This is a genomic window from Staphylococcus sp. Mo2-1 (genome assembly GCF_046721385.1).
Taxonomy (GTDB): domain Bacteria; phylum Bacillota; class Bacilli; order Staphylococcales; family Staphylococcaceae; genus Staphylococcus; species Staphylococcus equorum_A.
The window spans coordinates 1,244,311-1,267,313 of sequence record NZ_JBEUUK010000001.1; the positions used below are offsets into that span (position 1 = coordinate 1,244,311).

Sequence of the window (23,003 nt, forward strand, 5' to 3'; positions counted from 1 at the left end):
CTTACTCTGTTTCAAAAAATGTAATTCTAAACGTCGAGCCTTCATTTGGACTACTAATGACGTTAATTCTACCATTATGGGCTTCCATAATATGTTTTGTAATCGATAGTCCTAAGCCCGTACCACCTGAATCTCTACTACGTGCTTTATCTACTCTATAGAAGCGTTCAAAAATATGTTTTTGATCTTCTTCACTGATCCCCATACCAAAATCTTCTACTTCTAGTATACGTTTATTACCTTCTTTATATACACGTACAATGACTTCATCCGATTCCTTAGAATAACTAATTGCATTTGATAACAAATTGATAACAACTTGTGAAACTTTATCCTTATTTGCATCAATGACAATATCAGGCGTCACTTCATTTAAAATGGTTATATCTTTACTTTCAGCAATCGTCTGCATATTTTTTATCGTTAACTCAGCAATGTCAGACAAACTGATATATTCTGTTTCTATTTCAGATTGTTGTTCGACATGAGATAAATCTAGTAAATCAAAAACTAAGGTTTCTATGCGATCAGATTCTTTAGAAATGATTTGTAAAAAGTCATTTAATGCCTGTTCATCATTTTTCGCCCCATCTAATAATGTCTCAGCAAATCCTTTTATTGAAGTAATAGGTGTTTTTAGTTCATGTGATACATTCGCTACAAATTCACGACGCAAATTTTCAAGCTTTTTAAGGTTCGTGATATCATGCATAACAATAACCATGCCATATAAATTTTTCTTTGTTTTTGACAAAATTGGCACACAAGCAGTATCAAAATATTTTTGATGCACTTGATCTATGGTTAATTCCACTTGATCATAAATAGGTTTTTCTACTTTAAAAGCATCAGCAATAAGTTTTTGAATTTTAACATCGATAAACTCAACATAACTTTTATGTTCTACTGCTTCTTCAGGCGTAAACAACTCATAATATGCTTTATTTGCTACAACAATTTCACCATATTTATCAATCATTAATATGGAACTTGGAATACTTTCTACAGTTGTTTTTAGTCTATTGGATTGTAGTTTTTGCTTATGGTTTAAACGTTGTAAACGTCTAGCTAATTCATTTGTAGTAACGAACAACTCTCTCGTCTCTTTAACGTTACTTTCAGGTACCCTCACGTGATAATAACCTTCAGCTAAAAGGTTCGTGGCATAAGTTACTTCATTAATAGGTCTAATATATGTTCTATTGATACTTCGAACTACAAAGAAAATAATCACTAAAACAATCAAACCAATTAAAGCAGTGTATTTCCATATTTCAATTTGCAATTCTAAGATTTCATTATTTACACCACTAATCAAAACGTCTTGATCTTTGATTGAAGTTTTAAATGTATATCTTCGATCATCGGCTACTTTATCATAAATTAGTTTCGAAGGAATAGCTTCATTTCTTATATCTTCATTTAACTCAGTACCTTGTTTTGTGGACAACAAGACATCGTTACCTTTTTCAATGACTACAGTAAGTTTCTCACTTTCAGCAATATCTTTGATTTCAGCTATTTTATCATGGTTGTACAAACTAACGAAATGCTCCGAACGATGCTCTAGGTCGCCTTCTTGACCCGTAGTAACCGTGTTATAAATAACATGTGTTATGATTGCGCCTAGCATAATAAAACTAATGATAACGATGGTACATAATAAAAATAAGAGGCGGTGATGAAACTTCAGCATTAAACCTTAGGTCTCTCCAATTTATATCCTAAACCTCGTACTGTTTTGATAAGTTTAGGTTGTTTTGGGTTTTCTTCTAATTTATCTCTTAAATGACTAATATGTACATCCACAATTCTAGAGTCACCCGCAAATTCATAATTCCAAACTGAATTTAACATATGTTCACGTGTGATTACTCTACCCTGTCTTTCGATAAGATATAATAACAGTTCAAATTCTTTTGGTGTTAATTCTAATAGTTCATCTTCTCTATACACTTCAAAATATTCTGGTCTAATTCTGATTGCACCAATAAGTATGTCATCTTCATCATTTTCAATTTGAGCTGCTTCTGTAACCATGGCAGATCTTCTTAAAATAGCTTTGACTCTTGCTACGACTTCTCTTGGTGAAAATGGTTTAGTCATATAATCGTCTGCGCCAAGTTCTAGTCCAAGTACACGATCAAATTCATCATCTTTAGCTGTCAGCATTAAGATGGGTACAAGATTTTTATCAGAACGGATCGTTTTACACACTTCTATTCCATCCTTTTTGGGAAGCATGACATCTAACACAACTAATTCGGGGTTTGTAGCATTAACCTTCTCCAGTGCTTCTTCTCCATCATAAGCTACATCCACTATATATCCGACTTGCTCTAAATTATATTTTAATAAGGTTACGATTGATTGCTCATCATCTACTACAAGTACTTTTTGTGACATAGTATACCTCCATATTTGTGTTTACAAATTAATTATAACTTATATTTAAATAAAAATAACATACTTTAAATTCTTTTCACATAAACTTTACAATGCCTATATTATAGAAACAAATTAAGTATTCATGAATTTAATGTAATTGTACTGTTAACAATCTGTTGTGCTGTTGATTTTGTTTTACTGAATTTTCCTGAAATTATACGTTAACAAAATCTTAACATTTAATTAACAAGATGAACACTTATATCACTGAAAATATGCAGTTCCCTGAAATCCTCCGTGTTAATTTACATTAAATACTATCCTTAAATTTACAATTTACATTTAAAACTATATGAATTAAATACTCTTTGTGGTGCATTTTTACTAAATCGTGAAAACAAAAAAATACCAACAAAATCCTAAGATATTGTTGGTAACTTTAAAATCAATACGAATTTATATTATTTGATGTTTTTAATAAGTTCATCTGCAAAGTCAGAAGTAGATACTTCTTTAGCACCATCCATTAAACGGGCAAAGTCGTAAGTTACTACTTTAGAAGCAATTGTTTTTTCAATTGATTCAGTAATCTTATCTGCAGCTTCTTGCCAACCTAAGTGTTCTAACATTAGTGTTGCACTTAAAATTTCAGATGATGGGTTAACTTTGTTTTGTCCAGCGTATTTTGGAGCTGTACCATGTGTAGCTTCAAAAATAGCATGTCCAGTTTCATAGTTAATGTTTGCACCAGGTGCAATACCAATACCACCAACTTGTGCTTGCTAATGCATCAGATACATAGTCACCATTTAAGTTCATTGTAGCCACTACATCATGATCTGATGGACGTGTTAAGATTTGTTGTAAGAAAATGTCAGCAATTGAATCTTTAACGATAATTTTGCCTTCTTTTTCTGCTTTTTCTTGCGCTTCGTTTGCTTTGTCTTTACCTTCTTTTTCAACAATTTCATCATATTGCTTGCCAAGTAAATACTTTATCACCAAATTCGTTATGTGCTAAATCATAACCCCATTGTTTAAATGCACCTTCAGTAAATTTCATGATATTACCTTTATGCACTAAAGTTAATGATTTACGATTATTTTCTAAAGCGTATTGTATAGAAGCACGTACTAAACGTTCTGTACCTTCTTTAGAAACTGGTTTCACACCAATACCTGATGTTTCTGGGAATCTAATATTTTTAGCGCCCATTTCATTTTGTAAGAATTCAATTAATTTCTTAACTTCAGGAGTACCTTCTTGGAATTCAATACCGGCATAAATGTCTTCAGTATTTTCACGGAAAATAACCATATCAGTGTCTTCAGGACGTTTAACTGGTGAAGGAACGCCTTGGAACCAACGTACTGGGCGTAAACATGTAAATAAATCTAATTCTTGACGTAAAGCAACGTTAAGTGAGCGGATACCGCCGCCAATTGGTGTTGTTAAAGGACCTTTAATAGCAATTAGATATTCATTAATTGTATCAAGTGTTTCTTTAGGTAACCATTCGCCAGTTTCATCGTAAGCTTTTTGTCCAGCTAATACTTCTTTCCATTCGATTTTCTTTTCACCGTTATAAGCTTCTTCAACAGTTGCATCGATTACTCTGCTTGCCGCATTCCAGATATCTGGTCCAATACCATCACCGATAATAAATGGGATGATTGGATTATTTGGAACTGTTAAACCTTCTTGTGATTTTACTATTTTTTCTCCTGACATGTAAAAAAACCTCCGTGTTTTGTTTTATTGATTAAATACTTTTCAAAAATATTGTTTATACATTCATTATTACAATAAAAACTGTAATGAAAATGATTAAACTTATTATCTTTTTTCTATTGGTTCATATTTTCTATCTGTTTCACCAATATACTCAGCTCTTGGACGCATAATTCGGTTATCTCTATATTGTTCTAAGATATGTGCAATCCAACCAGAAGTTCTACTTACCGCAAAAATTGGAGTGAATAAATCATGCTCAATGTTCATACTATGATAAACTGTCGCACTAAAGAAATCCACATTGGCTATTAAGCCTTTTTCTTCTTTCATCTTATCAGCAATTTTAACGGAAATATCAAATAATTGACTTTGACCTGTTTCTGCTGTGATTTTTCTACTCATTTCTTTTAAGTATTTCGCTCTTGGATCACCATCTTTATATACACGGTGTCCGAAGCCCATAATTTTTTCTTTATTTTCAATTTTTTTATCGATGTAATTATCAACTTCATCAATTGATTTCACTTCAGCTAGCATGCTCATGACACGTTCATTTGCGCCACCGTGAAGTGGGCCTTTTAATGAACCAACTGCGGCAACAATGCCTGAATACATATCTGATAATGATGAAACAGCACATCTTGCTGTAAATGTTGAGGCATTCAACTCATGGTCAGCATGTAATACAAGCGCTTTGTTAAACGCTTCAACTTCGATATCTGTAGGTAGTTCCCCTCTTAACATATATAAGAAGTTTCCTGCATAATTTAAATCACTATTTGGTTTTACAACCTCTTTACCTTCTCTAACTCTTGCATATGCTGTAACAAGAGAAGCTATTTTAGCTTGAATACGTATTGCACGTTCCATTGTTTGTTCATCGCTTTCAGTTTCAGCATGTTCATCAAAATGGGCAATATAAGACACAGAAGTTCTTAACGCTGTCATTGGATGCACATTACTAGTAGCGTACTCTTTAAAGTGATTATACACTCTAGGATTTAGTGTCATGTGTTCAAAAAGCTTTTCTTTTAATTCTTTTAATTCTTCTTCATTAGGTAATCGGTAGTGCCATAATAAGAAGACAACTTCTTCAAACTCAGCATTTTGAGCTAAATCATCAATATCATAACCTGCATATGTTAATTGACTATCAATGATAGAACTTACTTTAGTTTGAGATGCAATTACCCCTTCTAAACCTTTTTGTAACTCTGCCATATATAAATTCCCCTTTTCTATTTCGTTATGAAATGGCTTTCATTAACCATTATATCCAATTTCGTCCCTTTTGTGAATATTTAAAGTTTAATCCTCTTGCCAAAACACTAAGAAATAAGTATTTGTTTATATACCCTTAAACACGTCATGATATGAAACGGTGTTATAATCTCATTTTAGTATGGAAAGCCTTACAGTTCAATTTTTATTACTTTTCATTTGGTTATCATTATTAATAACTAATTATTAATGTAGTTTTATCCTTAACTTTTTTTATGATTCAGTTAAAAAACAGTTGTAATATTTTAAAGACAGTTGCATAATAATAAAACGACAAAATGAAGGAGTAGTAGATTATGTCAAACAATGAATTACAGAGAGAACTAAGTAATCGGCACATCCAGTTGATTGCAATTGGTGGCGCAATTGGTACAGGTCTATTTTTAGGAGTTGGTCAAACTATCGCGTTAACTGGCCCTTCTATTTTACTTACATATATTATCATTGGGTTTATGCTATTTATGTTTATGCGTGGCTTAGGAGAAATGCTTGTTACAAATACTAATTTCAAGTCTTTTGCCGATGTCACGAATCAATACATTGGTTCATTTGCAGGTTTTGTAACTGGTTGGACTTATTGGTTATGTTGGATTATTACTGGTATGGCTGAGGTAACTGCAGTAGCTAAATATGTAAGTTTTTGGTTTCCTCACATTCCAAATTGGATCAGTGCTTTGTTCTGTGTACTTGTACTTATGTCACTTAATTTATTAAGTGCTAAATTATTTGGGGAATTAGAATTTTGGTTTGCAATCATAAAAATTGTAACGATTCTCGCTTTGATTGTTGTTGGTGCAATTATGATTATTATGGCCTATGACACACAATTTGGACATGCTTCATTATCTAATTTATACACTAATGGTATATTCCCTAAAGGTGTTAATGGATTTTTAATGTCATTCCAAATGGCTGTATTCTCATTTGTGGGTATCGAATTAATAGGTGTGACTGCGGGTGAAACTAAAGATCCAACTAAGACCTTACCGAAAGCAATTAATAGTGTGCCTTTACGTATATTAGTTTTTTATGTAGGCGCGTTAGCTGTGATTATGTCAATCATCCCATGGAATGCTATAAATCCTGACGATAGTCCATTTGTTAGATTGTTCGCTCTAATCGGTATTCCATTTGCAGCAGGCATTATTAATTTCGTTGTACTAACTGCGGCGGCATCTTCTTGTAACAGTGGTATTTTTTCTAACAGTCGTATGCTCTTTGGTCTTTCTAATCAAAAACAAGCACCACCTTATTTTGCATCAACGAATAAAAATGGTGTACCGCACATTGCAATATTTGTCTCATGCGCTTTACTGATGATCGCAGCTTTATTAAATTATATTGTACCGAATGCGACACTCGTCTTCACTTATATCACAACTGTATCTACAGTGTTGTTTTTAGCCGTTTGGGCGTTAATCACCGTTGCTTATATCAATTATACTAAACGTAACCCAGAAGCTCACAAACAGGCTAATTTTAAATTACTTGGCGGTAAATATATGGGTTATATCATCTTAATATTTTTCTTCTTAGTATTTTGTCTATTATTCGTAAGTGAGGTTACAAGAACAGCAGTATTTTTAACACCAATATGGTTCGTTGCCTTAAGTTTAATGTACTTAAGATATAAAAAAGTAGCACGTACACAAGATAAATAAAAGAAGATATTTTCAAAATAAGCTATCTATACACATTGTTCGCGAACCAATGTGTATGGATAGTTTTTATTATGATTAAAAATAGTAATCTTAGTGATTTTATATAAGATTGAGTGAAAATTAAAAAGAGAGTTAACTGAATTTAAAATTCAATTAACTCTCAATGTCTTCTATTATTTCAAATAGGAATTTACAACCGCCTATTTGTTTATATTCGTAAATTTATTATAGAACGTTAGCATAACCTTCGAAGATTTTACCTTGATTTGCATCAATAGTAACTAAAACATCATTTTGTATTTCTTTAGTTGCGTTTTCAACACCAACAACTGTAGGAATACCTTTTTCTAAACCAATAATCGCACTTGGTGAAGTGATGCCGTTTTCTTCTGTGATTAAACCAATTGCATTTTCAATATAAGGTACAAGCGTTTCGTCTACTGAAGACGTTACAATAATAGTTTCAGATAAATCTTTACCTTCTAACTCACTTGCATTATTAACAACAAGTGTTTGGCCAACAACTGAATTTCTACCAATACCTTGTCCTTTTGCAAGTTCATCGCCTACTAAATGTAATTTCATCATGTTAGTAGTACCTTTTTCACCTGTTGGAACGCCGGCAGTGATAATAATTAAATCACCATTTTGAACTTTTTCTGTTTCAACTGCAGTAGCTACAGCATTATTTAATAATGCATCTGTAGTTTTACGTCCTTCTTTGATTACTGGGTGAATTCCCCATACTAGCGCACATTGGCGTGCAGTTTCTGGATTAGGTGTTACTGCGATAATGTCTGATTGTGGACGATATTTAGAAATCGTACGTGCAGTAGAACCACTTTCTGTAGCGACAACAATTGCTTTTACATTTAAGTTTAATGCTGTATGTGCAACTGAAACACCAATTGCATTAACAAGTGAAGTTTCTACTAATTTAGTACGGTCTGATAATAATTTTTTATAATCTTGTGCACCTTCAGCAGAAACTGCAATATTACGCATTGTTTTAACTGCTTCTTCAGGATAAAGTCCAGCGACTGTTTCACCAGAAAGCATAACTGCATCAGTACCATCATAAATTGCGTTGGCAACATCACTTGCTTCGGCACGTGTAGCACGTGGGTTTCTTTGCATAGAATCAAGCATTTGAGTCGCAGTGATAACAGGTTTGCCTAATTTATTACATTGTCTAATTAAATCTTTTTGCACCATAGGTACTGATTCTGGTGGGATTTCAACACCCATATCACCACGTGCAACCATTAAACCATCTGAAACTTCAAGAATACCTTTGATATTATCGATACCTTCTTGGTTTTCAATTTTAGGTATAATACTGATTGTTGTATTTTTTTGTGCTTCTAGTAATTTACGGATATCTAGTACATCACTTGGACGACGTACGAAACTAGTTGCGATAAAATCAACGCCTTCGCTAATACCGAAATTAATATCTTCAGCATCTTTATCAGTGATACCAGGTAAACTTACTTTAACGCCAGGTAAGTTAACACCTTTTTTGTTGCTTAATTCGCCAGTGTTTAGTACATCACAAACAACTTCGCCGTTGTCTTTGTCGATACTTTTAACTTGTAATTCAATTAAGCCATCATCTAATAAAATATATGAACCTTCTTCTACATCATTGATTAAATTATCATAAGTTACTGAGAATTTTTCAGGTGTACCTTCTACTTCTGTCATGCTTACAATGACTTCAGTATCTTTTTCAAGTTCTATTTTGCCATTTTTCATACTATGTGTACGAATTTCAGGGCCTTTAGTATCAAGTAAGATTGCAACAGTTTTACCTAATTTTTTAGATACTTTGCGAATTGAATCAATTCTTGCTTTATGTTCTGCATGATCACCATGTGAAAAGTTTAAACGTGCAACGTTCATTCCGGCTTTCATTAATTTCTCAAGCATTTCTTCCGATTCTGACAGCTGGTCCAATAGTACAAACAATTTTAGTTTTTCTCATTAATAATGCCTCCAAGTATTTTATATAGATAATTCATTTGTTAATTCATAAGTTTCAAAATCAAACTCATGTTGATCTGATCTAAATATTTCTTCGAATGGTGTGTCAGTTAATTCATTATTACGAATGCCTACACCGATAGCAGTTTTCCCTTGTAATAATAAATCTACTGCATGACCACCTAAACGTGACGCTAACACACGATCTGCTCCACTTGGGCTACCACCACGTTGGATATGACCTAATACAGAAACACGCGCATCAACATTAATATACTTAGTTAACTCTTGTGCGCAAGCCTCTCCAGACATACAACCTTCTGCAACCATGACGATTGAATGTTTTTTACCTCTTTTAATACCATTATCGATTTTTTCAGCTACATCTTTAATGTCTGTTTCTACCTCTGGAACAATAATTGTTTCTGCACCTACAGACATACCTGCCCATAATGCTAAATCTCCACAATCACGTCCCATAACTTCTATAATAAAGGTTCTAGCATGACTCGATGCTGTATCGCGGATTTTATCAACGCAATCAATAATAGTGTTTAATGCTGTATCAAATCCAATTGTAAAATCTGAACCATTAATATCATTATCAATCGTACCAGGTATTCCAATTGTCTGGATTTCTTCACATTCTTCACTTATACGTTGCGCGCCTCTATAACTACCGTCTCCACCGATAACTACAAGGCCTTCGATGCCTCTTTTACGTAAGTTTTCTATGCCTTTCTTACGCACTTCTACTTCTTTAAATTCAGGACACCTTGCTGAATATAAAAAAGTGCCTCCGCGTTGAATTGTATCCCCTACAGAACCGAGTTCAAGCTTTTCGATATCATCGTTTAATAAACCTTGATAGCCTTGGTAAACACCATAGACTTCAATGTTATTAAAAATCGCTTTTCTAACTACAGCTCTTACAGCTGCGTTCATGCCTGGAGAATCTCCACCACTTGTCAACACTGCAATTTTTTTCATGACGACAAACCTTTCTAACATGTATTTCTTATTCTAAAAATACCATAAATAATACAATGGTGCCATTAAAATAAGGCTTTGTGCCGAATGTAAACGTTTTAAAGTAATCTAAGCTATTAAATTATAACTAGTAAGCGTTTACTATAATTTTTCGGCAAAAATGAAATGAGCACTCTTTTATATTTACCTTTAAATTATATTTCTTAAACAATGTATTTATTTTTTAAATAAGTTAAGGGTTTGCATTTACTCAATCTCCTTCTGTACAACTATAAAAAATAGCTGTACAGAAATCTATCGTCATAAATTTCTGTACAGCTAATCTTAGTATATTTATTATTATTCGTGGTATGTTCCAATATTTCTAAATTTAGCATATCGGTCATCAACAAGTTGTTGTTTACTTAGCTGACTTAATTCTGCTAAATAATATTCAAACCCTTTTTTGATATTTTGTGCTTGAATTTCAACATCATGATGCGCACCACCTAATGGTTCTTTAATTACATCATCAGCTATATTGAGTTCACGTAAATCTTCAGCAGTAATCTTCATTGTTTCTGCGACAATTTTTGCAAGATTGCTGTCTTTCCATAACAGTGCAGAGGCACCTTCAGGTGAAATAACTGAATACGTACTATTTTCAAGCATCAATATACGATTTGTAATACCTAAACCTAAAGCTCCGCCACTACCGCCTTCACCAATCACAATAGAAATGACTGGTACTGTTAACGCGACCATTTCGACTAAGTTTCTAGCAATAGATTCACTTTGTCCACGTTCTTCTGTTGCTTTACCTGGATAAGCACCTTTAGTATCAATAAAAGTAATAATAGGTCGATTGAATTTTTCTGCTTGTTTCATCAATCTAATTGCTTTTCTATAACCTTCTGGATGTGCCATCCCAAAATTACGATAAATATTATCTTTGGTATCTTTACCACGTTGTTGTCCAACTACAGTAACTGCTTGGCCATTCAAATAACCAATGCCACCAATCATTGCAGGATCATCTCTGTAATTTCTATCACCATGGAGTTCCATGAATGAGTCGAATATATAAGGTATGTAATCTAAAGATGTAGGTCTTTCTTGTAAACGTGCTAATTGCACACGATCCCAAGGTTTAAGGTTTGTATATACCTTTTCAGTCTCTCTCTCTAAAGAAGCTTCAAGCATATCAATTTCTTCTTGCAGATCTACATCATTCTTTTCTTGAGATTCTTTTAATGATTCAATTTTATTTTTTATTTCAAAAAGCGGCTTTTCAAAATCAAGCATTTGTTTTCACCTCTTGGTGCATTTTTAGGATACTAGATAACGTTGTTTTCATTTCTTTTCTATGTACTACTTTATCTAATTGACCATGTTCTAATAGAAATTCTGCAGTTTGGAAATCCTCTGGTAATTTTTCATTAATTGTTTGTTCGATGACACGTCTCCCTGCAAATCCAATTAACGCTTTAGGTTCACTAAGATTGATATCACCTACAGAAGCAAAACTTGCAGAAACACCACCTGTAGTTGGATTAGTAATGTAAGAAATATACAATAACCCGAGCGTCCGCATGTTTCTTCAGTGTCACACTTGTTTTACCCATTTGCATTAACGAAATAATACCTTCTTGCATTCTAGCTCCGCCACTTGCTGAAAATAAAATAAATGGCAAACGGTTTTCAATACAGTGCTCTATAATTCTACAAATTTTCTCGCCTACTACAGAACCCATGCTTGCCCATTCTGAATCTAGCATCCATAACAGCAACACCATAACTTATACCTTCTAAATTTGCAGTTCCAGTTACTACTGCTTCGTTTAGATCAGTTTTTTGTCGATCTTTTTGGATTTTTTCTTCGTAACTTGGGAAGTCCAATGGATTTGCCGAAGTCATGCCTCTATCAAATTCTTTAAATGTGCCTTCGTCAGAAATAGCTTCAATACGTTTATAAGCTGTAAGTGCAATATGATGATCACAGTTAAAACAAACGTTTAAGTTTTCAGCTAATTCTTTCGTATACATAATTTTTTTACATTTAGGACATTTCGTCATAATACCTGTTGGAACATCGCTTTGTTTTGAATCCGATACGGTTACGTACTTTTTCTTTTTACTACTTCTATTGAAAAAATCTTTAAACATTGGTAAACCTCCACATAAATATCGCAATCTGTCTCTACACTTAACTGTAAGTTACGTATTGAGTTTAGTATTAACGAATATTATTTATCTAAATCTGTTAATTTCATTGTCTTTTCATATATTTCCTCTGGATCCATATCATTTCTAGCAACGCCGGACTCCATCGTTGCTTTTGCAACTTCTCTAGCAACTGACGGTGCTACTCGCTTATCAAACGGACCAGGAATACAATAATCAGGATTCAATTCTTCTGGATTAATTAAATTCGCAATCGCTTCAACCGCAGCCTGCTTCATTGCTTCATTAATTTGTGTTGCTTCTACATCTAAAGCACCTCTGAATATACCTGGAAATGCTAAGACATTATTAATTTGATTTGGAAAATCTGAACGACCTGTACCAATTACTTTTGCACCTGTTGCCTTTGCAACATCTGGCTGAATTTCTGGGTTAGGGTTTGCCATAGCAAAGATAATTGGATCATCGGCCATAGATTCAACCATTTCTTTTGTTAATAAATCTGCAACAGAAACACCTATAAATACGTCAGCATCTCTGATGACATCATTTAAGCTGCCCTCAATTTTTTCTCTATTAGTCCATTTAGCTACGTATGCTTTTGTATCATTCATACCAAAAGCGCGTCCTTCAAAAATAGCACCTTTAGAATCACACATAATCATATCTCGAACACCATAAGAATATAATAATTTAACGATAGCCATACCAGCTGCTCGACACCATTGAGAACGACCTTAATGTCTGATAAATCTTTATCCACTATTCTTAAGGCATTAATCATACCGGCTACTGTTACAATTGCTGTACCATGTTGATCATCGTGAAATACTGGTATTTTAGTTTCTTTTTTTAAACGTTCTTCAATTTCAAAACAACGCGGTGCCGAAATATCTTCTAAGTTTATGCCACCATAATTCGGTTCTAATAATTTCACAGTGTTTACTATATCATCTGTATCTGTAGTGTTTAATGCAATAGGTACACCATCGATACCAGAAAAGCTTTTAAATAGTACTGCTTTCCCTTCCATTACTGGGATACTCGCTTCTGCACCAATATTGCCTAATCCTAAAACAGCTGTGCCATCTGTTACAACAGCAACAGTATTGCCTTTCATGGTATACTCAAAAACTTTTCTAGAATCTTCATGTATCTCTTTACAAGGCTCTGCGACACCTGGTGAATAAGCTAAACTTAATTCTTCCTTATTGGTAACTTGAACCTTAGGCGTTACTTCCAATTTTCCTTGATTTCGTCTATGCATTTCTAATGCTTCGTCTCTCAATGTCATGTAAATCTACCCCTTTACATTCAACTAGTATAAAAATCAGTTCATATATATTTTTATTACAATCTAACTTAAATTACAAATGATATTGCTAACAAGATGTCGAATTCACCCGTACAGTTAATATTTGTAATAAAAATATATAGATTGATTTGACATTAAATAATTCTTATCTTTAATTTAGTTAAAATTAAAACTGACGGCAAGTTTATGCTTAACCATCAGTTTACTATACCATAGTTCATAGCGCTATTAAAGTTAAATAATTCTTATATCCCAAGGCGAAAATCGTTGTATAAATGTATTTAATACGTCGTTATCTCGTGTGATATAACCTATGATTTTGAACTTATTTTGCGCTTCTTGAAAATACTTAACTGGAATATAATTGCTGTGCTCTGTTTGTGTTAAAAATTGCTTTACTTCTGTTTCATCGCTAAGGTTTCTAATCACAATTTGTTTCGCATGTTCAAATGTACTCACTTCGAATGCATCAATCGTCTCTATTTGATTAATAATAAGTTGCTTCTTATTATTCCTATTTTCAAACTTACCTTTTAGGATAAATGTCTCATCCGTTTTCAAATCTGTTTCATATTTTTTGAATGCATCTGGAAAAACAACGCCATCCAAACTATTAATTCCGTCATTTAATGTTACAAAAGCCATATTCTGACCGTTTTTTGTACGTATACGTTTAATATTATCAATTTGAACAAAAATCGGTTGATTATCTCGTGCATTAGTGAGTTTATATATACCAAGATATTGCTTTTGTTCAAAGGCTTTTTCGACAGGATGTGTTGAAACATAAAAGCCTAAATATTCTTTTTCATAATCACTTAATACTTTATCTGGCAATTCCTCTTTGTCTTCATATGTCGCTTTAGGCGTTAATACATCAAATATAAAACCGTCTTGTTCAATATCAGATGAACTATCAAGTACTTGATCAATTGACTGTAGTAGCGTAGCACGATTCTTACCAAAGGTATCGAAAGCGCCTACTAATATGAGCGCTTCAAGTAATTTTCTAGATTTAATCCTTTTAGGAATGCGTCTTGTGAAATCAAAAAAGTCTTTGAAATGACCATGCGTTATGCGTTCGTCAACAATTAACTTAACGCTTTGATAACCTACACCTTTAATCGCACCGATTGACAAGTATATACCCTGTTTAGTTGCTTTATAGAACCAATGACTTTGATTTATATTCGGCGTTAAAATATTGATTGATTGATGCTTTGCTTCATCAATAATTTGTGCTGTCTTTTTCTCGCTTCCAATAGTATTGCTCAAAATATTAGCGTAAAAATAGTTAGGATAATATACTTTTAAATAGCTCATAATATAAGCAATTTTAGAATAGCTTACAGCATGGGCACGTGCAAAGCCATAGTCTGCAAATTTTAGAATCAAATCAAATATTTGCTTACTTAAATTTTCATCATAGCCATTATTTAAAGCACCATCCACAAAGTGTTGACGTTCACTTTCTAATACAGCACGGTTCTTTTTACTCATCGCACGTCTTAAAATATCCGCTTCTCCATAACTAAAGTTTGCGAACTTACTGGCAATTTGCATGATTTGTTCTTGATAAATGATAACGCCATAAGTGTTACTTAATATCGGCTGTAAATCACTATGCAAATATTGCACCTTCGATGGATTATGCCTTCTCGTAATATAGGTAGGTATTTCTTCCATAGGACCTGGTCTGTATAAAGACGTTACGGCTACAATATCTTCAAAATGTTCAGGTTGTAATTTTTTCAATACATTTCTAATACCATCTGATTCTAGTTGAAAAATACCTGTAGTATCACCTTGTGACAATAATTGAAAGACTTTGCTATCATCAAAAGGTATTTGCTCTATATCAATATGTGTATTCATATCTTTTTTTACTTGTTTCACAATTTGATGAATAATGGATAAATTCCGTAACCCTAAGAAGTCAATCTTCAGCAAGCCTATTCTCTCTGCTTCTGTCATCGTCCACTGCGTTAATAATCCAGTATCACCTAACGTCAACGGTGCATATTCATATAATGGATGATCATTAATAATGATACCTGCGGCATGTGTTGAAGTATGACGAGGTAAACCTTCTAATTTTTTACTAATTTCAAACCATCGTTCATGCCTATGATTTCGGTGCACAAACTGTTTAAAATCATTTTGTTCATATGCTTGATCCAAAGTTATACCTAACTTGTGTGGTATTAATTTAGAAATTTCATTTAAAGTAATCTCATCAAATCCCATAATTCTACCAACATCTCTAGCTACTGCTCTAGCTAACAAATGACCGAACGTTACTATACCTGCAACGTGATTATCACCATACTTTTCTTGAACATATTGAATTACTTTATCTCTATGCGTATCTTCAAAATCAATATCAATATCCGGCATTGTTACACGTTCCGGATTAAGAAAACGCTCAAACAGTAAATTATATTGTATGGGATCAACCGTAGTAATGTTTAAAAGATAACTTACCAATGACCCTGCGGAAGAACCACGACCAGGCCCTACTAATACATCATGTGTTTTTGCATAATGTATTAAATCACTTACTATAAGAAAGTAATCTTCAAACCCCATGCGAGTAATGACTTGATACTCATGTACAAGTCTTTCTCTGTACGTTTCGAATTGACTATGATCTAAATTGAGTTGGCTTAAGTTTTCTTGTAATATTTGCCATAAATAATCTTTTGATTGCTGATTATCTGGCGTTTTAAATTTAGGTAATAAAGACTGATGATAAATCATTTCAGCCTGACATACTGTTGCAAGTTGATTTGTGTTATCCAACACTTCCTTACTTAAATGAAGTGTAGTTAAATCATTATTGTCGTATAAATGTGCATTATAATCAGGTTGTTCACTCACTAAATCTAATTTATCGTTATCTCTGATTGCGGCAAGTGCAGTCAGTGTATCAGCATCTTGTTGATTAAGATAACGTGTACTTTGTGCCCAAACCATTGGTAATTCTAATGTTACTTCACTCGTATGATTCACATAAACATGTGTATTATCGGTAAATTCAGCTACAATAGCTTCATTTGATGATGATACATCTTTAAAAATAACAACAAAATGCTGTAGATATTTTTTTAGCCACTCTATAGGTGTTTCAGTTTTTTCTTTCATTTTTATAGCAGACGACAGCTTAAACATATCTTTTAGTCCTTGTTCATTTTGCGCTAGCACTATCGTTTCCACTGACTCTAATCCATCTGTCACAAAAATTGTCATACCGAATATAGGATGAATATTTGCTGCAATACACGCGTCATAAAATTGTGGATAACCGTATAAGACATTTGTGTCTGTAATCGCTAACGCGGTATACCCTTCTTTAGCGGCCTTAGCAACAACATCTTTTATTCTCAAACTAGAATGTAATAAGTCGTATGTTGTATGAATATTTAAATGCGTAACCATCAGCAAACACCTCCTATATACTTATAACTTATTCTTTAAAGCTTCCGCTAATGTATTAAATTCGTTCCAGTTAGCAACAGAAACACCTGAAGCATTTGGATGACCTCCGCCACCAAATTCACTTGCAACATCATTAATCACAATGCCTTTTGAGCGGATGCGACATCTTATTTCAGAACCTTCATCAACAGCAAAGACCCATATCTTCAAGCCTTGAATATCCGCAATCGCATTTACAAATAATGAAGCTTCGTTAGCCGCAATATTAAACTGCTTAAGTACATCTTGTGTAATAATTATTTTACAAAATCCATTTTCATCTAACTCAAAGTTCTGTAATACATATCCTTGGAATGGTAGGAGTTTTGGGTCTTTTTCGCCCATTTTATTAAGCTCTTCATTATGATTAAATGGATATTTAAGTAACTGGCTTGCGACTTCCATCGTATGGGACGTCGTATTATTAAATAAGAAACGACCTGTATCACCAACAATCCCTAAATATAGTACACGTGCAACAGATGCATCTATCACAGTTGTGTCATTAAAATGCGCAATAAAGTCAAAGATAATTTCACTTGTAGAAGAAGCCTGTGCATTCACATAATTAATATCACCATATTGATCTACTGCGGGATGATGGTCGATTTTAATTAGGGAACGACCTTTATTAAAGCGTTCATCACTAATCCTTGGTGAATTAGCCGTATCACAAACAATCACTAATGCATCTTTGTATTGTTCATCTGTAATTTCGTCAAAAGTTCCTATAAAATCTAACGAAGGCTCTGATTCCCCAACTGCATATATGTTTTTATCTGGAAATTTTAATGTTAAATAATGTTTCAAACCAAGCTGTGAACCATAAGCATCTGGGTCAGGTCTGACATGTCTATGTATAATAACTGTTTCAGCTTCGTTAATTTCACTCATAATTTGATTGAATTCTTTAGTCATTTATATCTTCCTTTTCATTAGTTATATAAAATTCGTTTAATCTATCATCTGGCAGATAATCATTGCTTTCGCGACATGATGCTCATCAGTAGACATTGTCACTTCTAGTTTAGCAAAGTTTCTCCCTACATCTAACATATCATAATGCACATCGATTTCTGATTCAATTTGTACTGTCTTAATATATATAATGTTCAAACTTTCTATCATGACTTCAAGTTTTTTTAACTTTCTCATTTCATAGCGCACTGTTTCTTCAATTATAGCGACAAATACAGCTTTACTTAAAGTACCATATTGATTCGTTAATAGCGGGGTTGTTTGTACTTGAATGCCATTATTTGTAATGTTGATATGTTTTGCAATTTGATCATTAATAGTTTCACCCACTTGGGGTTGTCGGCTTAATAATTGCATCGCTGTTAATACATCTTTTCTCGTAATAACACCTATAAGTTTTTTACTACTTGTAGTCACTGGTAACAGTTCTATACCTTCCCAAATCATCATATGCGCACAATTTGCTACTGTGGTAGTTAATTGGACATTTATAGGAGCCTTCGTCATAAACTGAGCTATCGTATCATAATCATCCATTTTAATAATTTCTTTGCTCGTAATAATACCTACTAGTTTCCACTGTTCATCAATAACTGGAAATCTTGAATGTCCAGTAGCTCTTGCTTTTTCTTTATAATCAATCAACTTCATATTTTCAAAGATTACTGTGCTCTCTTTTACTGACTTCACAATATCTTCAACGACCAATATTTCTTTACGAATCATTTGGTTATACATTGCTCTATTAATGATGTTTGCTACTAGGTATGTATCATAATTAGAAGAAAGTATTGGTAAATCATGTTCATCTGCATACTTTATAATTTCATCAGATGTTCTAAAACCACCTGTAATCAGCACCGCACTTCCTCTTTTTAAAGCTGCTAATTGTACATCTTTACGATTACCTACAATCAATAATGTATGCGTACTTAAATATTTTACTACATCATCAATCTCCATCGCACCTATGGCAAACTTAGTTAGTGTTTTAATTAAACCGTTTCTGCCGCCTAACACTTGACCGTCTATAATCTTTACAATTTCACCAAATGTAAGTTGTTCAATTTGCTCGCGTGTTTTCTTTTCTATACGAACAGTACCTACGCGGTCAATTGTTGCTACCAAGCCAATTTGACCGAGCATCTTTAATCGCTCTGTAAGCTGTACCTTCAGATACACTTAAATCTTTCGCCACTTTTCTAACAGAAATTTTTTGTCCTACTGCTAGAGATTCTATATATGATAAAATTTGCTCATGCTTTGTCATTTAAATAACCTCATTTATATTGAACAGTTTCTATGCCATTATAACTTCTTATATCTAAAATTGCGATGTCACAATTCAAATTATGGTAGATTCTAACTTTATAATGTTGAACTGCACCTTTTAAATAATATAAATAATTCTTTTTAAGAAATTAATATGTAAGATTTTATATTATAATTGGATTTATTAAGAAATTTTGATTAGAATGATATCAAGGAGGGATGAACAATGTTCAAAAATATTTTACTTGGTGTAGATACAACACTTACTAATGAAAAAGCACTTAAAGAAGTATCAAAATTAGCCGGTGAAGGAACAACGGTCACTATTTTAAATTCGATTAGTGAACAAGATGCACAATCATCAATTAAATCTGGTGTTCATTTAGATAAACTAGTTGAAAAGCGTAGCAAAGGACTTGAGCCTACACGTAAAGCTTTAGATGAATATGGTATCAAATATGATGAAATTATTGTTCGTGGCAGTGCCAAAGAACAATTAGTTAAACAAGCTAATAGTGGCAAATATGAAATCGTCGTACTCAGTAACCGCAAAGCTGAGGAAAAGAAAAAATTTGTCCTAGGTAGTGTCGGCCATAAGGTGGCTAAAAGAGCAAACATCCCTGTTCTTATCGTAAAATAAGATAAAACTCAAAAAACTTTTGTATTCATTTGAGTTACACGCCTAAACAAGCCTAACGCACAAATGCATTGGGTTTGTTTTTTAATTTGTATCCTTAAAAAACATGAAATATAAATGAATGGTTTGAATTTTTCTTATAAAAACATAAAAATGGCGACAAAATAATAAGATTTTGTCGCCATTTTCTATTTATTGCAAATCCTAAGCCTTTAAATAATTTAAAACTTAACTGATTCTCCAGGTTTTAAAATTTGCACCTCTCCTACTGTAACAGCAGATTTAAATTTGTTTGGATCTTGTTCAATCAATTCAAATGTATCGTAATGCACAGGGACAGTGATTTTAGGTTTAATAAATGTGTTGATAGCATAACTTGCATCATCGATACCCATAGTAAAGTTATCACCAATAGGAACAAAACAAACATCAACAGGATGACGTTCTGCAATTAATTTCATATCGCTGAATAATCCTGTATCACCAGTGTGATAAATTGTTTTGCCTTCAACTTCTAAAATAACACCCATCGGCATACCAAGATAAACCGGTATACCATTATCATTAGTTAAACTTGAACTGTGAAAAGCTTGCACAAATTTCACTGTACCAAATTCAAATTCAGCTTTACCACCAATGTTCATTGGTCTTACATTTTCAACATTTTTATTTGTAGTTAAATAATCTCCCAGTTCTGCTGAACCAATTACAGTTGCATTATTTCTATTAGCCAACTCGACTGTATCTCCGAAATGGTCACCATGACCATGCGTCAAAATAATATAGTCTACTTCTAAAGCATTTGCATCTAAATCTGACTGACCATTGCCAGTAATAAATGGATCTACAATTACTTTTTTACCGTTCGCTTCGAAATAAATCGTTGATTGTCCATGAAATGATAAGTTCATTATATGAATTCCTCCCATAAATCTGTTTATTTACTACATACCACATTCATACTATTTTATAACATATCCGTGCATTTTATATAGCTCTTTTATGCTTATTTTAAAAACATTTAGTTAAAATAGTATCATTCTAATATTTTATTTTTGAATTCCGTCATGAACTAACATAAACTTAGAATGATAGTATTTTTAGGAGGATGATGATAAATGAAATTAGAACAGATTACCGCAGAATTAAAATCACAACAAGCTAGAGCGACATGGATTACAACACCATTAAACATTTTTTACTTTACAGGCTATTTAAGTGATCCTCATGAACGTTTACTCGCATTATTAATCAAAGAAAATGGTGAACAAGTATTATTTTGTCCACAATTAGAAGTTGATGAAGTAAAAGCCTCTCCTTTTGAAGGTGAAGTAGTTGGATATTTAGACACAGAAAATGCATTAGATAAATATACGTTCACTGTAAATAAATTATTAGTTGAAGCTGAACATTTAACAGTAAAACGTCAACGCGAACTCGTTGAAGCATTTAATGTACAAACTTTTGGTGATATTGATCAAACAATTAAAGACTTACGTAACGTAAAAAGCGAAAATGAAATTGCTACTATTAAAAAAGCATGTGAACTTGCTGACAAATGCATTGAAATCGGTGTAGACTTTTTAAAAGAAGGTGTGACGGAACGCCAAGTTGTTAATCATATTGAGAATGCAATCAAAGATTACGGTGTAAATGAAATGAGTTTCGATACGATGGTACTCTTCGGTGATCACTGTTGCTTCACCACATGGTACGCCTGGTGATCGTCAATTACAAAGAGATGAATATGTATTATTTGATCTTGGTGTTATTTATAACAATTATTGTAGTGATATGACTAGAACCGTTAAATTTGGCGAACCAAATGATAAAGCCCAAGAAATTTATAATGTGGTTTTGAAAGCTGAACAAGAAGCGATTGCGGCAATCAAACCAGGCGTTACGATTAAAGATGTAGATGATATTGCACGTAATATTATCAGTGATGCAGGTTATGGTGATTATTTCCCTCATCGCTTAGGACATGGATTAGGCTTGGAAGAACATGAGTATCAAGATGTTTCTAGTTCAAATACCAACCAATTTGTTGCTGGAATGGTTATCACTGTTGAACCAGGCATATACGTTCCTGGCGTTGCAGGTGTGCGTATTGAAGACGATATTTTAGTAACTGAAGATGGTAATGAAAGTTTAACGGGTTACGAAAAATGATAAAAGAAGCGGTTGTTGAAACGATTCAACAAGTTGAACAAGCAATAAGCAATGGTGCTGATCGTATAGAATTATGTGATAATTTGAGTGTCGGCGGGACGACACCTAGCATCGGGATGATTGAAATAGCGACAGAAATTTGTCATACCAACGATGTTGAAATCGCAGTAATGATTCGCCCTCGCGGCGGTGATTTCGTATATAATTTATATGACTTTGAAATCATGCAACGAGACATGAAAGCAATCAAACAACTCAACGTAGATTACTTTGTATTTGGATGTTTAACAGAGGATAATGTCTTAAATGAATGGCAAATGAAGACTTTGAAAAACCTAGCGGCACCTGTATCGGCCGTATGCCATATGGCATTTGATGAAATTCATATACATGGTCAAATCAAAGCACTACATCAGCTGATTGATATTGGCTTTATCAGATTACTAACACATGGCGGCCCTTCAGACACTGATATTTTCGATAATTTAAATCATCTTGGCAAACTTGTGGTTAATACAGGCGGCCGTATCGAAATTATGCCTGGTGGTGGATTAAATAAAGATAATTTACAAGATTTAATATCTTCTTTCCCTTTCCAAGAAGTGCATGGTACAAGAATCGTTTAAAACATGTCATTTATAGTTTAACTGCTTGAGACACAAGATCTTATAGCATCAATAAAACAGGCTGAGACATAATTACATGTCTCAGCCTGTTTTATTATATTGGCAGTAGCTGACTGAATTGAAAATGCGCTTATAACAAGCGTTTAAAGAACTACTGCTTGTCCTATAACACCACTAGACAATCATGTATAAAAAGTGCCGACAAAGTATCTGACTTTGTCGGCACTTTAGAGTGAGGTACATAAATACATGTCCTACTCTCATTTTATTTACATCAATTTAATACAATCAATTCGTTATGGTTGAGTTGTATTATAGGTAT

Annotated in this window: 11 protein-coding genes and 6 pseudogenes; 4 read left to right on the forward strand and 13 right to left on the reverse strand. The window is 33.2% G+C overall.

Annotated elements, in window-relative coordinates:
- Position 1: 1 nt before the first annotated feature.
- From pnpS to ABLV95_RS06280, 4 genes and pseudogenes are all read right to left on the reverse strand, one after another.
- On the reverse strand, positions 2 to 1,696 hold the full coding sequence (gene pnpS / locus ABLV95_RS06265; RefSeq protein WP_427704258.1) for a two-component system histidine kinase PnpS: 1,695 nt from the start codon (positions 1,694 to 1,696) through the stop codon (positions 2 to 4).
- Complete coding sequence (locus ABLV95_RS06270) at positions 1,696 to 2,406, reverse strand: response regulator (protein WP_460876637.1); 711 nt, start codon at positions 2,404 to 2,406, stop codon at positions 1,696 to 1,698. The genes pnpS and ABLV95_RS06270 overlap by 1 nt, the downstream gene beginning before the upstream one ends.
- A gap of 443 nt (positions 2,407 to 2,849) precedes the next feature.
- Positions 2,850 to 4,120: pseudogene (icd, locus tag ABLV95_RS06275) on the reverse strand (NADP-dependent isocitrate dehydrogenase).
- 105 nt (positions 4,121 to 4,225) lie between these two features.
- Positions 4,226 to 5,344 (reverse strand): citrate synthase, encoded by a 1,119-nt coding sequence (locus tag ABLV95_RS06280; protein ID WP_046465544.1) that lies wholly within the window; start codon positions 5,342 to 5,344, stop codon positions 4,226 to 4,228.
- A gap of 356 nt (positions 5,345 to 5,700) precedes the next feature.
- On the opposite strand from ABLV95_RS06280, the gene ABLV95_RS06285 reads away from it, so the two are divergent.
- Positions 5,701 to 7,065 carry an amino acid permease gene (locus ABLV95_RS06285; RefSeq protein ID WP_460876639.1) on the forward strand — a complete coding sequence of 455 codons (1,365 nt, stop codon included), beginning with the start codon at positions 5,701 to 5,703 and terminating at the stop codon, positions 7,063 to 7,065.
- A gap of 225 nt (positions 7,066 to 7,290) precedes the next feature.
- On the opposite strand, the pseudogene pyk reads toward ABLV95_RS06285, so the two are convergent.
- The 8 genes and pseudogenes from pyk to ABLV95_RS06325 all read right to left on the reverse strand — a co-directional run bounded on the left by pyk (position 7,291) and on the right by ABLV95_RS06325 (position 19,244).
- Positions 7,291 to 9,052: pseudogene (pyk, locus tag ABLV95_RS06290) on the reverse strand (pyruvate kinase).
- Positions 9,053 to 9,072: 20 nt separating this feature from the next.
- Positions 9,073 to 10,041 carry a 6-phosphofructokinase gene (gene pfkA, locus ABLV95_RS06295; protein WP_046465547.1) on the reverse strand — a complete coding sequence of 323 codons (969 nt, stop codon included), beginning with the start codon at positions 10,039 to 10,041 and terminating at the stop codon, positions 9,073 to 9,075.
- 339 nt (positions 10,042 to 10,380) lie between these two features.
- Positions 10,381 to 11,325 carry an acetyl-CoA carboxylase carboxyltransferase subunit alpha gene (locus tag ABLV95_RS06300; protein WP_460876641.1) on the reverse strand — a complete coding sequence of 315 codons (945 nt, stop codon included), beginning with the start codon at positions 11,323 to 11,325 and terminating at the stop codon, positions 10,381 to 10,383.
- Positions 11,318 to 12,186, reverse strand: a pseudogene (gene accD / locus ABLV95_RS06305) (acetyl-CoA carboxylase, carboxyltransferase subunit beta). The gene ABLV95_RS06300 and the pseudogene accD overlap by 8 nt, the downstream one beginning before the upstream one ends.
- Before the next feature lie 80 nt (positions 12,187 to 12,266).
- Positions 12,267 to 13,498 (reverse strand): annotated as a pseudogene (locus ABLV95_RS06310) (NADP-dependent malic enzyme).
- 255 nt (positions 13,499 to 13,753) lie between these two features.
- Positions 13,754 to 16,957, reverse strand: a complete 3,204-nt coding sequence (locus tag ABLV95_RS06315) for a DNA polymerase III subunit alpha (RefSeq protein WP_427704255.1) — start codon at positions 16,955 to 16,957, stop codon at positions 13,754 to 13,756.
- Between the two features lie 21 nt (positions 16,958 to 16,978).
- Positions 16,979 to 17,914, reverse strand: a complete 936-nt coding sequence (locus tag ABLV95_RS06320) for a DHH family phosphoesterase (protein ID WP_427704253.1) — start codon at positions 17,912 to 17,914, stop codon at positions 16,979 to 16,981.
- A gap of 36 nt (positions 17,915 to 17,950) precedes the next feature.
- Positions 17,951 to 19,244: pseudogene (locus ABLV95_RS06325) on the reverse strand (DRTGG domain-containing protein).
- A 228-nt stretch (positions 19,245 to 19,472) separates the two neighbouring features.
- Between ABLV95_RS06325 and ABLV95_RS06330 the strand changes: the two are divergent.
- Positions 19,473 to 19,886 (forward strand): universal stress protein, encoded by a 414-nt coding sequence (locus tag ABLV95_RS06330; protein ID WP_460876644.1) that lies wholly within the window; start codon positions 19,473 to 19,475, stop codon positions 19,884 to 19,886.
- A 218-nt stretch (positions 19,887 to 20,104) separates the two neighbouring features.
- Here the strand turns inward: ABLV95_RS06330 and ABLV95_RS06335 are convergent, their stop codons facing one another.
- Positions 20,105 to 20,794 (reverse strand): metal-dependent hydrolase, encoded by a 690-nt coding sequence (locus ABLV95_RS06335; protein WP_285323362.1) that lies wholly within the window; start codon positions 20,792 to 20,794, stop codon positions 20,105 to 20,107.
- 207 nt (positions 20,795 to 21,001) lie between these two features.
- On the opposite strand from ABLV95_RS06335, the pseudogene ABLV95_RS06340 reads away from it, so the two are divergent.
- Together ABLV95_RS06340 and ABLV95_RS06345 are read left to right on the forward strand one after the other, a co-directional pair.
- Positions 21,002 to 22,055: pseudogene (locus ABLV95_RS06340) on the forward strand (M24 family metallopeptidase).
- Positions 22,052 to 22,681 (forward strand): copper homeostasis protein CutC, encoded by a 630-nt coding sequence (locus tag ABLV95_RS06345; protein WP_427704248.1) that lies wholly within the window; start codon positions 22,052 to 22,054, stop codon positions 22,679 to 22,681. Before ABLV95_RS06340 ends, ABLV95_RS06345 begins: the two are co-directional and overlap by 4 nt.
- Positions 22,682 to 23,003: the final 322 nt, after the last annotated feature.